General features: G+C 36.9%; 12 protein-coding genes and 1 other annotated feature. All 12 genes read left to right on the forward strand.

Annotated elements, in window-relative coordinates; all coding sequences use genetic code 11:
* Positions 1-230: 230 nt before the first annotated feature.
* A complete protein-coding gene (gene ctsR / locus GFJ36_RS00340) occupies positions 231-692 on the forward strand; it encodes a transcriptional regulator CtsR (RefSeq protein WP_001244556.1) in 462 nt (153 codons plus the stop codon).
* Between the two features lie 173 nt (positions 693-865).
* Positions 866-1,414, forward strand: coding sequence for a protein-arginine kinase activator protein McsA (gene mcsA, locus GFJ36_RS00345; RefSeq protein ID WP_088061472.1), 549 nt, complete (start codon positions 866-868; stop codon positions 1,412-1,414).
* A gap of 4 nt (positions 1,415-1,418) precedes the next feature.
* Positions 1,419-2,483, forward strand: coding sequence for a protein-arginine kinase McsB (mcsB, locus tag GFJ36_RS00350; protein WP_088061474.1), 1,065 nt, complete (start codon positions 1,419-1,421; stop codon positions 2,481-2,483).
* 22 nt (positions 2,484-2,505) lie between these two features.
* A complete protein-coding gene (clpC, locus tag GFJ36_RS00355) occupies positions 2,506-4,941 on the forward strand; it encodes an ATP-dependent protease ATP-binding subunit ClpC (protein ID WP_000971181.1) in 2,436 nt (811 codons plus the stop codon).
* Positions 4,942-5,037: 96 nt separating this feature from the next.
* Positions 5,038-6,414, forward strand: a complete 1,377-nt coding sequence (radA, locus tag GFJ36_RS00360; RefSeq protein WP_001085205.1) for a DNA repair protein RadA — start codon at positions 5,038-5,040, stop codon at positions 6,412-6,414.
* Between the two features lie 3 nt (positions 6,415-6,417).
* Entirely contained in the window at positions 6,418-7,491 is a 1,074-nt protein-coding gene (gene disA, locus GFJ36_RS00365; protein ID WP_000392165.1) for a DNA integrity scanning diadenylate cyclase DisA, read from the forward strand.
* A 161-nt stretch (positions 7,492-7,652) separates the two neighbouring features.
* The gene (locus GFJ36_RS00370) at positions 7,653-8,756 is read left to right on the forward strand and encodes a PIN/TRAM domain-containing protein (protein ID WP_000919686.1); all 1,104 of its coding nucleotides are present in this window, start codon (positions 7,653-7,655) and stop codon (positions 8,754-8,756) included.
* Between the two features lie 16 nt (positions 8,757-8,772).
* On the forward strand, positions 8,773-9,453 hold the full coding sequence (gene ispD / locus GFJ36_RS00375) for a 2-C-methyl-D-erythritol 4-phosphate cytidylyltransferase (RefSeq protein WP_048562648.1): 681 nt from the start codon (positions 8,773-8,775) through the stop codon (positions 9,451-9,453).
* A 115-nt stretch (positions 9,454-9,568) separates the two neighbouring features.
* Positions 9,569-10,045, forward strand: coding sequence for a 2-C-methyl-D-erythritol 2,4-cyclodiphosphate synthase (gene ispF / locus GFJ36_RS00380; protein WP_000488386.1), 477 nt, complete (start codon positions 9,569-9,571; stop codon positions 10,043-10,045).
* Between the two features lie 89 nt (positions 10,046-10,134).
* Positions 10,135-11,592, forward strand: a complete 1,458-nt coding sequence (gltX, locus tag GFJ36_RS00385) for a glutamate--tRNA ligase (protein WP_088061476.1) — start codon at positions 10,135-10,137, stop codon at positions 11,590-11,592.
* A gap of 47 nt (positions 11,593-11,639) precedes the next feature.
* Positions 11,640-11,886 (forward strand) — a binding site (T-box leader).
* Between the two features lie 146 nt (positions 11,887-12,032).
* On the forward strand, positions 12,033-12,698 hold the full coding sequence (gene cysE / locus GFJ36_RS00390) for a serine O-acetyltransferase (RefSeq protein ID WP_088061478.1): 666 nt from the start codon (positions 12,033-12,035) through the stop codon (positions 12,696-12,698).
* On the forward strand, positions 12,679-14,076 hold the full coding sequence (gene cysS, locus GFJ36_RS00395; protein ID WP_000152265.1) for a cysteine--tRNA ligase: 1,398 nt from the start codon (positions 12,679-12,681) through the stop codon (positions 14,074-14,076). Before cysE ends, cysS begins: the two co-directional genes overlap by 20 nt.
* The last annotated feature ends 2 nt before the right edge of the window (positions 14,077-14,078 follow it).

Below are 14,078 nucleotides of genomic sequence, written 5' to 3' on the forward strand. Positions count from 1 at the left end.
GTGAGAGTAGGACGTCGCCAAGCAACTAAACACGAGTCAAATGACTCGTGTTTTTTCGTATTTTCTTTTATAATCCATAGTAATTAAAAAATGTGTTTAAATAATTATTATTTTGATTAAATACAGGGGAATGTGGCTAGGATAGTGAATAAGCAAAAGAGTTGCAAATTTTATTAATACGTATATAATTAAAGTCAAAGATAGTCAAAGTCAATAAAGGTGGCGGATAAATGAGAAATATATCTGATATCATTGAGCAATATCTAAAGCAAGTTATTGACTTAAGTAATAATAATGTGATTGAAATCAAAAGAAATGAGATTGCGGATCGATTCGAGTGCGTACCATCTCAAATCAATTATGTAATCAATACCCGTTTTACGATAGAAAGAGGATTTGTAGTAGAAAGTAAACGTGGTGGAGGAGGTTACATTCGCATTATAAAAGTCAAACTGCATGACGATATAGACATGATTGATCAAATGCTTCATATGATTGATCATAGCGTTGCGCAAGGGAATGCAGAGAGTATGATTATACGTTTAATAGAAGAGGGAATCATAACAAATCGTGAAGCTAAACTTATGTTAAGTGTACTAGATCGTTCTGTATTATCAATGGATGTTCCTTCTCGAGATGAACTTAGGGCTCGAATATTATGCGCAATGTTAAGAACACTGAAATATAAATAAATATAGCTTTTGTAAAAGAATAATAACTAAGAGATAAGGCAGTTAAATATTGTAGAGGTTTTGAAAAAAGAACACGCACTTTTATTTAAACAAGTAAAGGAAAGTGAACAATCTAGTAATGTATGAAAATTACTATCAGATAGATCGTTCCTATTGTAAAGGTGGGGATAGTGATGACTTGTCAAAACTGTAATATAAGACCAGCAACTTTACATTATACAAAAGTAATCAACGAAAAGAAGACGGAAGTTCATCTTTGTGAGCAATGTGCAGAACAAAGTGGCTATACGTCTTTCTTTCAATCACCGCAGTCTAACTTTTCATTCCATGATTTATTTGCTGGGTTATTACACGGTGAATCAACAATGTTTGAAGAAGGACAAAACGGGCTTTCGAATACAAGTATATTAAGGTGTCCAGATTGTAAGATGACATATGAGCAATTTACAAAGGTGGGACGGTTTGGATGTGCTTCTTGTTACGATACATTTAAGGAACATTTAAAGCCATTATTAAAACGTCTGCACGGCGGACATACAGATCATTGTGGAAAAATTCCGGAACGTATAGAAGGAAATCTTCACTTAAAGAAAGAATTAGATGAACTAAAACTCATTCTGAAACAATACGTACAGAAAGAGGAGTTTGAGAAAGCTGCTGAAGTAAGGGATGATATTCGAGGTCTTGAAAATCAGCTTAGTGAGCATAGAGAGGGGGAATAGTTCTATGTCACTGGACAAAATTATGAATGAAGCGATTAGTCCATGGATGAAGGGGGATGGCCCTGATTCTGATATTGTTTTAAGTAGTCGAATTCGTTTGGCTCGTAATTTTAAAAAATATCAATTCTCTACTATGCAAAACGAAGAAGAAGCTAGACAGATTCATGAATTATTTAAAAAGGAATTTATAAATAAAACGGTAGAACCTTTTGGAGAGTTTGAACTATTAAAAATGAATGAATTAACGCCTCTTCAAAGGAGAGTATTAGTTGAAAAGCATTTAATTAGTCCTAACCTTGCAGGAACAGAATATGGAGCATGTCTATTATCAGAAAGCGAACATATTAGTGTTATGCTTAATGAAGAAGACCACATTAGGATACAGTGCTTATTTTCAGGGTTACAGTTATCAGAGGCTATTCAAAGTGCCAATCAAATAGATAATTGGATAGAGGAAGAGGTTGAATATGCTTTTGATGAATCACTTGGATATATAACGAGCTGCCCTACTAACGTTGGTACAGGATTGAGGGCTTCCGTAATGATTCACTTACCGGGACTCGTTTTAACGAAAAGAATTAGCCGCATTATACAAGTAATTCAAAAATTAGGGTTAGTAGTAAGAGGAATATACGGTGAAGGTAGCGAAGCGTTAGGTAATATATTTCAAGTGTCAAATCAAATGACGCTAGGAAAATCTGAAGAAGATATTATTGCAGATTTAAAAAGTGTCATTCAACAAATCATACAGCAAGAAAAAATAGCTAGAGAATTAATTGTACAAAATTCAAGTATTGAGCTTGAAGATAAGGTTTATCGCTCTTATGGCATACTAGCAAACAGTCGGTTAATTCAATCTGCAGAAGCGGCCACTTGCTTGTCAGATGTACGACTTGGTATTGATTTAGGATATATAAAAGGTGTATCGAGAAATATTTTGACTGAGCTAATGGTTCTTACACAACCAGGCATTTTACAACAATATGCAGGCGGACCTTTAGGACCAGAAGAAAGAGATTATCGAAGAGCAACCTTAATCCGTGAGCGATTACGTATTGAAAAAAACTAAGCGCAAGTAGGAGGCGATTTCTATGATGTTTGGAAGATTTACAGAAAGAGCACAGAAAGTATTAGCTTTATCTCAAGAGGAAGCAATTCGTATTGGGCATAATAATATTGGAACAGAACACATTTTACTTGGGCTTGTACGCGAAGGGGAAGGAATTGCAGCAAAAGCGTTAATTGCTCTTGGATTAAGTCCAGAGAAGGTTCAAAAAGAGGTAGAAGCGTTAATTGGACGCGGAACAGAAGCTTCTCAAACTGTACATTATACACCGCGTGCTAAAAAGGTTATTGAGTTGTCTATGGATGAAGCTCGTAAATTAGGTCATTCTTACGTTGGAACAGAACATATCTTACTTGGTTTAATCCGTGAAGGTGAAGGTGTAGCAGCACGTGTTTTAAATAACTTAGGTGTTAGCCTAAATAAGGCAAGACAACAAGTATTGCAACTCCTTGGAAGTAATGAAGCAAGTTCAGGTCACCAAGGTGGTTCTTCAACGAATGCAAATACACCGACACTGGATAGCTTAGCACGTGATTTAACAGTTGTTGCACGTGAAAATCGTCTAGATCCTGTTATCGGTCGTGGTAAAGAAATTCAACGTGTAATTGAAGTTTTAAGCCGTAGAACAAAAAACAATCCTGTATTAATTGGAGAACCTGGTGTAGGTAAAACGGCAATTGCAGAAGGATTAGCACAACAAATTGTAAATAATGAAGTTCCTGAAACATTAAGAGATAAGCGTGTTATGACACTAGATATGGGTACAGTTGTAGCTGGAACGAAATATCGTGGTGAATTTGAAGATCGTTTAAAGAAAGTTATGGATGAAATCCGTCAAGCTGGAAACATTATTCTATTTATTGATGAACTTCATACATTAATTGGTGCAGGTGGAGCAGAAGGTGCAATTGATGCATCTAACATTTTAAAACCATCTTTAGCACGCGGAGAGTTACAATGTATTGGGGCGACAACCTTAGATGAATATCGTAAATATATTGAAAAAGACGCGGCTTTAGAAAGACGTTTCCAACCAATTCACGTTGATGAGCCAAGTTTAGACGAATCAACTCAAATATTGAAAGGTTTACGTGATCGTTACGAAGCGCATCACCGTGTATCTATTACAGATGATGCAATTGATGCAGCTGTAAAGCTTTCAGACCGCTATATTACAGATCGTTTCTTACCAGATAAAGCAATTGATTTAATTGATGAAGCTGCTTCAAAGGTTCGCTTACGCTCTTATACAACACCACCAAATCTAAAAGAGCTTGAAGTAAAACTTGAGGAAATTAGAAAAGAAAAAGATGCAGCTGTGCAAAGTCAAGAATTTGAAAAAGCTGCTTCCTTACGTGATATGGAACAACGCTTACGTGAAAAGTTAGAAGATACGAAGCGTCAATGGAAAGAGCAACAAGGAAAAGAAAACTCAGAAGTGACAGTAGAAGATATTGCAAATGTCGTTTCTACGTGGACTCGTATACCGGTTTCTAAACTTGCACAAACAGAGACTGATAAATTATTAAACTTAGAATCCATTCTTCACAACCGTGTTATTGGTCAAGATGAAGCGGTAGTAGCTGTAGCGAAAGCTGTTCGTCGTGCTAGAGCAGGATTGAAAGATCCGAAACGTCCGATTGGTTCATTTATTTTCTTAGGACCAACAGGTGTAGGTAAAACAGAACTAGCAAGAGCATTAGCAGAATCTATGTTCGGTGATGAGGATGCAATGATTCGCATCGATATGTCTGAGTACATGGAGAAGCATTCGACTTCTCGTTTAGTTGGATCTCCTCCAGGATATGTTGGATATGAAGAAGGTGGACAATTAACAGAAAAGGTTCGCCGTAAGCCATATTCAGTTGTCCTATTAGATGAAGTAGAGAAAGCTCATCCTGATGTGTTTAACATTTTACTACAAGTATTAGAAGATGGTCGCTTAACGGATTCCAAAGGGCGTACAGTTGATTTCCGTAATACAATTGTTATTATGACATCTAACGTTGGTGCAGATGCGTTAAAACGTAATAAACATCTTGGATTTAACGTACAAGATGAGAGCCGCGATTATTCAGATATGAAAGGTAAAGTAATGGATGAACTGAAAAAGGCATTTCGTCCAGAATTCTTAAACCGTATTGATGAAATTATCGTGTTCCATATGCTTGAGAAAAAACATATTCAAGAGATTGTAACACTTATGGTGAATCAGTTAGTGAAGCGCTTAAAAGAGCAAGAGATTGAATTGCATTTAACAGAAGGAGCGATTTCAGCCATTGCTGATAAAGGATTTGACCGAGAATACGGTGCTCGTCCGCTTCGTAGAGCAATTCAGAAACATGTAGAAGATAGACTATCGGAAGAACTTTTAAAAGGTGCTATTGAGAAAGGACAAAAAGTTATCTTTGATGTTGAAGGGGAATCATTTGTCATTCATAGTGCTGAAAAGGTAAAATAAGTATAGACAAACTAAGAGGGCTACGAGATAGCCCTCTTTCTTGTACGAGAAGGATAAACTGTTTATAGATGAAAGTGAAGTGAAATATAAAACGATATGGCTAAAAAGAAAACAAAATTCACATGTCAAGAGTGTGGTTATCAGTCACCAAAATATATGGGGAAATGCCCTGGTTGTGGTCAATGGAATACGCTTGTTGAAGAGATGGAACCGGTTGTATCATCAAGACGCCTTAATTATGCCAATGCAATTCAATCGGAAGTAACAAAACCAAGACGCCTAACAGAAGTAGAAACAAAATCTGAGGCACGTATTGAAACGAAATTCCAAGAGTTTAACCGTGTACTTGGTGGTGGGATTGTAGATGGATCCTTAGTACTTATTGGTGGAGACCCTGGGATTGGGAAATCAACATTGTTATTACAAATTTCATCGCAATTAGCAGATTCTTCATATGATGTACTATACATATCGGGTGAGGAGTCAGCAAAGCAGATTAAACTTCGTGCAGATCGTTTGCATGTAAAGGGTAGTAATCTATTTGTTGTAGCAGAAACTGATCTACAGCGAATTGCAGCGCACATTGAAGAAATGAATCCAGCTTTTGTTGTTATTGACTCTATTCAAACGATACATTTACCTGAAGTGACGTCAGCCCCAGGAAGTGTAGCGCAAGTACGTGAATGTACAGCGGAATTAATGAAACTTGCAAAAACGAAAGGAATTCCTATTTTTATCGTCGGACATGTAACAAAAGAGGGGGCAATTGCAGGACCTCGTATGTTAGAACATATGGTCGATGCAGTTCTTTACTTTGAAGGAGATCGTCATCATACATATCGTATTTTGCGAGCTGTGAAGAATCGTTTTGGCTCCACGAATGAAATGGGTATTTTTGAAATGAAAGAGCTCGGTCTTGCGGAAGTCTTAAACCCTTCTGAAATTTTTCTTGAGGAAAGACCCGTTGGAGTCGCAGGATCAACAGTAGTTGCCTCAATGGAAGGAACAAGACCGGTTTTAGTAGAAATACAAGCATTAATCTCCCCTACTAGTTTTGGAAACCCTCGAAGAATGGCGACGGGAATTGATCATAACCGTGTATCGCTTATTATGGCAGTGCTAGAAAAAAGAACAGGTTTATTATTGCAAAACCAAGACGCATATTTAAAAGTAGCAGGTGGTTTGAAATTAGATGAACCAGCAATTGATTTAGCTGTGGCTTTAAGTATTGCTTCGAGTTTTAGAGATAAATCTACGACACCAACTGATGCAGTAATAGGAGAAGTAGGATTAACTGGAGAAATAAGAAGAGTATCAAGAATTGAACAACGTGTACAAGAAGCAGCTAAATTAGGATTTCAACGTGCTATTATTCCTAGAAAAAATTTGGGAGGATGGACAATTCCGGATGGGATTGAAGTAGTAGGTGTATCTAATTTAGGGGAAGCGCTTCGTTTGACATTAGGAGGCTAGGCTATGGAAGAAAACAAGCAACGTGTCAAAAGTATGATTAATATTTTACAGCTCGTGGCCCCAGGAACACCACTGCGCGAAGGGATAGATAATGTGCTTCGCGCACAAACAGGGGGACTAATTGTTCTTGGATATAATGAACAAATTAAAAGTATTGTTGATGGGGGATTTCACATTAATTGTGCATTCTCTCCTGCTAGTTTATACGAATTAGCAAAAATGGATGGGGCACTTATTTTAAATGAAACTGGAAGTAAAATTTTAATTGCAAATGCACAGTTAGTTCCAGAGGCATCTATTGATTCTATTGAAACAGGTATGCGCCACCGGACGGCAGAGCGTGTAGCAAAGCAGACAGGTAGTCTCGTTGTGGCTATTTCACAAAGACGTAACGTAATTACACTATATCAAGGGAATTTACGTTATACACTAAAGGATATAGGTGTTATTTTAACAAAGGCAAACCAAGCTATTCAAACGTTAGAAAAATATAAGGCTGTATGGAATGATGGTATTACGAATTTGGGCATTCTAGAATTTGAAGAAGTCGTTACAATGTCCGAGGTGGTTCATGTGTTACATAGTGTTGAAATGGTACTGCGGATTAAAAATGAAATATTGAGCTATATTCATGAGTTAGGAACGGAAGGTAGGTTAATTCGTTTACAACTTACAGAACTACTAGCTGATTTAGAGGCAGAGGCAGCGTTATTAATTAAAGATTATTATCAAGAAAAAACACAAGACCATCATCAAATTTTGAAAAAGTTACAAGATCTTGCGAATACACAACTTCTAGAGGATAGCGATTTAGTTAAATTGCTTGGCTATCCAGGACAAATGAGTTTAGAAGAAAGTGTGACGCCGAGAGGATACCGAATCACAAGCAAAATTTCGCGCGTTCCGCCACTTATCATTGAAAATTTAATTAATCGATTTAAGACTTTGCAAGGTGTTTGTCGAGCAACTATTAATGAATTGGATGATGTGGAAGGAATTGGAGAAGTAAGGGCGAAGAAAATACGAGAAGGCTTAAAAAGAATCCAAGAGCATCTCTATATGAGTAGACACAATTAAGAATATTACATTGATTCCATAATATAACGACACTAGAACATTTTTGGTATAAGATATGGTATATTGGTAAATAAAACTATTTATAAAAAAAACACGTCCGCTTTTGCATTCGGCGTTTTGATTAGCGAAACAATGGTTAATAATGAGTAGGAGGTGGTTGGATGTTAAAACGGATTGTACAGCTCTTCTTTCTAGTAATTGGCGGAGCGTTAGGGATTTACTTAATCCCAAAAGTTATTAATGTATTAGACATCGGTGCCGTTCCTTTATTGGAAGGATCGTATGTTCGTGCAATTATTGGTGCAATTATTTTATTTTTAACAACATTTTGGCTTGTAGATTATATTGTTCAACTTATTAAGCATATTGAAGAGGCTCTTGTAAAGGCGCCTGTAGCGGATGTTTTATTTGGTACATTAGGGTTAATCTCTGGTCTTATTGTTGCATATTTAATTTTAATACCAATTCGTGAATTTACAATTCCAGTTATTAGCACAGTGTTGCAAGTGTTCTTTACTCTTTTACTTGGATATTTAGGATTCCAAGTAGGGTTTAAAAAGAGGAATGAATTGCTAGGATTATTTACATTACCACAACGTGGGAAGAAGAAAAATAATAATAGTGAGAACGAAGAAACTGAGGTAGAAGAATCTACAACTCATTGGAAAATTCTCGATACGAGTGTAATTATCGATGGGCGTATTGCTGATATTTGCCAAACAAAGTTTTTAGAAGGAACAATTGTGATTCCACAATTCGTGTTAGAAGAACTTCAGCACATTGCCGATTCTTCTGATGCTTTAAAGCGTAATCGTGGTCGCAGAGGATTAGATATTTTAAATCGTATTCAAAAAGAGATGCCGATTCCGGTAGAAATTTATGAAGGCGATTTCGATGATATTCAAGAAGTGGATAGCAAACTTGTAAAGTTGGCGAAAATCACTGGTGGAACGGTAGTAACGAATGATTTCAATTTAAACAAAGTTTCTGAATTACAAGGGGTAACGGTGTTAAATATTAACGATTTAGCTAATGCAATTAAACCTGTTGTACTCCCAGGTGAAGAACTGAGTGTTTATGTTGTCAAAGATGGAAAAGAACAAAATCAAGGTGTTGCATATTTAGATGATGGCACGATGATTGTAGTAGAAGATGGTAGAGAATATGTAGGTTCACAACTCAATGTGCTTGTTACTAGTGTGTTACAAACATCGGCTGGGCGTATGATTTTCGCCAAACGTAAATTATTAGAAAAAGCATTATAAGTAGAGGATTATTAATATGTATACATTAATTATTCCAGCAGCTGGTCAAGGTAAGCGGATGGGTGCTGGTAAAAATAAGTTGTTCTTACTTATTAATGAAGTACCGATTATTGTGCATACGTTACGTGCTTTTGAAAAAGATAAAGCGTGCAAAAGTATTATTATGGCAATTAACGAAGAAGAACGTCCGTATTTTGAAGAATTAATGCAGAAGTATCCAATTGAAAAGCCAGTACAATTTATTCAGGGCGGAGCCGAAAGACAAGATAGTGTATATAACGCCATTCAGCATACTAGTGATGTTGAGTATGTTCTTGTACATGACGGCGCGCGTCCATTTGTAACGAACAAAGTGATTCAAGATGTATTAACTGCAGCGGAAAAATATGGAGCGTCCATTTGTGCGGTACCAGTGAAAGATACAGTTAAGAAAGTAGAGCAGGGTATCGTTGTCGAAACGGTAGAAAGATCTCAGCTCAAAGCTGTACAAACCCCACAAGGGTTCGCTGTTTCTCTTTTGTTAGAAGCTCATAGAAGTGCAAAACAGGGTTGTTTCCTTGGTACAGATGATGCAAGCCTCGTAGAACGTATCGGGAAGCAAGTAGGTGTAGTAGAGGGGAGTTACTATAATATTAAAGTGACGACTCCAGAGGATTTATTAATTGCTGAAAGTTTCCTTCATGTTCAAAAGAAATGAAAGTGATGATTATAGCGAAAAAAAGCTCGGCAACAGCCGGGCTTTTCTTTATAAGGATAGCGATATAATATAGAATCATAAAGCTCTGTAGTTTAGCTTGAGGAGGATGTAAAAAATGTTTCGAATTGGACAAGGTTTTGATGTACATGAGTTTGCGGAAGGTAGACCGTTAATTATTGGTGGAATTACAATTCCTCATGAGAAAGGATTAATTGGTCATTCAGATGCAGACGTATTGTTACATACGATTGCGGATGCATGTTTAGGTGCAATTGCAGCTGGGGATATTGGAAAGCATTTCCCTGATACAGATCCTGCTTTTAAAGATGCTGATTCAGCTGTATTGCTGCAAAAAGTTTGGGAATTTGTACGTGAACAAGGTTACGAGTTAGGGAATCTAGATTGTACAATTATTGCTCAAAAGCCAAAGATGGCACCGCATATTGAAAGTATGCGTAAACGTATTAGTGAACTATTAGAAACGTCTATTGACAATATCAATGTAAAAGCAACAACAACAGAAAAATTAGGATTTACAGGTAGAGAAGAAGGAATTGCTTCTCAAGCAGTTGTTTTATTACAGAAAAAATAATGGTTTTTAATTCGTAAGATGGATAATCACATTTTTTTGGTGTACAATTATAGAATGTGTTGACATTAAGAATGGAAGGTGTACCAATTATGGAAAAGCAAGTGAGAGTGCGCTATGCGCCAAGTCCAACAGGACACTTACATATCGGAAATGCGCGTACGGCATTATTTAATTATTTATTTGCTCGTCATCAAGATGGTAAGTTTATTATTCGTATTGAAGATACTGATGTGAAACGTAATGTTGCTGGTGGAGAAGAAAGCCAATTAAAATACTTGAAATGGCTCGGTATGGACTGGGATGAAGGTGTTGATGTTGGTGGTGAATTTGGACCATATCGTCAAACAGAGCGTTTAGATATTTATAAAAAATTATATGAAGATTTATTAGAACGCGGTTTAGCTTACAAATGTTATATGACAGAAGAAGAGCTAGAAGCAGAGCGTGAAGGACAAATCTCTCGTGGTGAAACACCGCGTTATGCTGGAAACCACCGTGATTTAACTGAGGAGCAAATGAAGGGATTTGAGGCTGAAGGCCGCATTCCGAGTATTCGTTTCCGTGTACCGGTTGATCGCGACTACACGTTTAAAGATATCGTAAAAGATGAAGTTGCATTCCATTCAAATGATTTCGGTGATTTCGTTATCGTGAAAAAAGATGGAATTCCAACTTATAACTTTGCGGTAGCAGTAGATGATCACTTAATGGAGATTACACATGTACTTCGTGGTGATGATCATATTTCAAATACGCCAAAACAAATGATGATTTACGAAGCTTTCGGTTGGGATATTCCGCAATTTGGTCATATGACTTTAATTGTAAACGAAAGCCGTAAAAAGTTAAGTAAGCGTGATGAATCTATTATTCAATTTATTGAGCAATATAAAGAGCTTGGATATCTTCCAGAAGCGATCTTTAACTTTATTGCACTACTAGGTTGGTCGCCAGTAGGAGAAGAAGAAATCTTCTCTCAAGAAGAATTTATCAAAATGTTCGATGCAGCTCGTTTATCAAAATCACCTGCATTATTTGATTCTCAAAAACTAAAATGGATGAACAACCAATATATGAAAAAGCAAGATTTAGATACGGTGGTAGAATTAAGCTTACCGCATCTAGTGAAAGCTGGACGTATAGGTGAAACTTTAAGCGAACAAGAACAAGCTTGGATTCGTGATGTAATTGCGTTATATCATGAACAAATGAGTTTTGGAGCTGAAATTGTAGAGCTTTCTGAAATGTTCTTCAAAGATCATGTTGATTATGAAGAAGAAGGACAAGAAGTATTAAAAGGTGAACAAGTACCAGAAGTACTTCGTGCATTTGCGGGTCAAGTAGAAGCACTAGAAGCGATGGAACCAGCAGCAATTAAGGCGGCTATTAAAGCAGTGCAAAAGGAAACAGGTCATAAAGGTAAAAACTTATTTATGCCAATCCGTGTTGCAACTACTGGTCAAACACATGGCCCAGAGCTTCCTAATGCTATTGCACTTCTTGGAAAAGAAAAAGTTTTAAATCGTCTTCAAAAAGTAATTGGTTAACATTTTCTAGATTTAGAAATATAATAAGTATACTTAAAACCTAATAAGGAAAAGCGACGAGAAGGAGAAGTAGAAAATCAGGCTTTTTACAGAGAGAACCACCTTTAGGCTGGAAGTGGTTTATAAGCGGATTTTTGAAATGCCCCTTCGAGTCTTCTGCTGAACAGCGAATTGTTTTGTGAAACGTCTTAGGGCGTAAAGTAAGCAGAAGCGGTGTACACCGTTATCATAGATGAGTTTGAGGCTTTCTTTAGCCTAAACAGAGTGGAACCGCGCTTATAAGGCGTCTCTGTCAATATGACAGAGGCGTCTTTTTTATACCGTAAAAATGGGTATGAGTATAAGTTTTATCCCCGTGTATAAAGATTTAGGGGGATAAGTAGGGAGTTAAGGGAGTTAGTTCACTCGAAAAAGCAGCCCATAAAGGGGAGGGAGCGTCGATGTTTAAGAGGCTTCGGGAAGATATTGAAGTCGTTTTTGAACAGGATCCAGCGGCAAGAAGTTATTTCGAAGTCATTTTGACTTACTCTGGATTACATGCAGTTTGGGCCCATCGAATTGCACATGCTTTTTATAAAAAGAATTTCTTCTTTATTGCACGTTGGATCTCACAAGTTAGTCGTTTTTTTACCGGTATTGAGATTCATCCAGGAGCAACAATTGGTCGTCGTTTTTTCATAGACCATGGAATGGGGGTTGTAATTGGAGAAACGTGCGAGATTGGTGATAATGTAACGATCTATCAAGGTGTTACATTAGGTGGTACGGGTAAAGAAAAGGGGAAGAGGCACCCTACAATTCAGGATAATGTATTAATTGCAACAGGTGCTAAAGTACTAGGTTCTATTACAGTTGGAGAGAATTCTAAAATTGGAGCAGGGTCTGTCGTATTAAAAGAAGTGCCTGCACATTCTACAGTTGTAGGTATACCTGGCCGAGTCGTTATTCAAAATGGAGTAAAGATCGGTCAAGAATTAAATCATTCTGACCTTCCAGACCCAATTTTTGATAAGTTAAAGGTCATGGAAGTAGAACTTGATAAATTGAAAAAACAACTTGAAGCAAAGGTAGAAAGGAAGGATAAAAATGACTATTCACATTTATAATACGTTAACGCGTCAAAAGGAAGAGTTTACTCCATTAGAAGAAAATAAGGTAAAGATGTATGTGTGTGGACCTACAGTTTATAACTATATTCACATTGGGAATGCAAGACCACCTATGGTATTTGATACGGTACGCCGTTATTTAGAATATAAAGGGTATGATGTGCAGTATGTATCTAACTTTACTGACGTAGATGATAAATTAATTAAAGCAGCAAATGAATTAGGTGAAGATGTGCCGACAATTGCTGACCGTTTCGTTGAAGCGTATTTTGAAGATGTAACGGCACTAGGTTGCAAACATGCAACAGTTCATCCGCGTGTAACGGAAAATATGGATATCATTATTGAATTTATTCAAGAACTTGTGAATAAAGGATATGCATATGAATCAGAAGGTGATGTGTACTTTAGAACGAAGGAATTTGAAGGATACGGTAAATTATCGCATCAACCAATCGCCGACTTACGTCACGGTGCACGCATTGAAGTAGGAGAAAAGAAACAAGATCCTCTTGATTTTGCTCTATGGAAAGCTGCGAAAGAAGGAGAAATCTTCTGGGAAAGCCCTTGGGGGAAAGGTCGTCCAGGCTGGCATATTGAATGCTCAGCAATGGCGCGTAAATACTTAGGAGATACAATCGATATTCATGCTGGTGGTCAAGACTTGGCATTTCCTCATCATGAGAATGAAATTGCGCAGTCTGAGGCATTAACAGGAAAAACATTTGCACGTTATTGGATGCACAATGGATATATTAATATTAATAATGAGAAGATGTCTAAGTCACTGGGGAACTTCATTTTAGTTCACGATATCATTAAGCAATATGATCCACAGCTAATTAGATTCTTTATGCTATCGGTACATTACCGTCACCCAATTAATTTCAGTGAAGATTTACTACAAAGTACAAATAACGGACTGGAAAGAATTAAAACGGCTTACGGTAATTTAAAACACCGTATGGAAAGTAGTACTGATTTAACAGATCATAATGAGAAATGGTTAGCGGAACTGGAAAAATTCCAGACTGCATTTGAAGAAGCAATGAATGATGACTTCAACACTGCTAATGCAATCACTGAGTTATATAATGTAGCAAATCATGCAAATCAATATTTACTGGAAGAACATACGTCTACAGTTGTAATTGAAGCATACGTAAAACAACTTGAAACATTATTTGATATTTTAGGGTTAGAATTAGCGCAAGAAGAGTTGCTTGATGAAGAAATTGAGGTACTTATTCAAAAGCGCATTGAAGCTCGTAAAAATCGTGATTTTGCGTTATCGGATCAAATTCGCGATGATTTAAAAGACCGTAATATTATTTTAGAAGATACCGCTCAAGGTACAAGATGGAAAAGAGGATAAGA

Source organism: Bacillus sp. EE-W1, from assembly GCF_009760835.1.
In the GTDB taxonomy this organism is placed as follows: domain Bacteria; phylum Bacillota; class Bacilli; order Bacillales; family Bacillaceae_G; genus Bacillus_A; species Bacillus_A wiedmannii.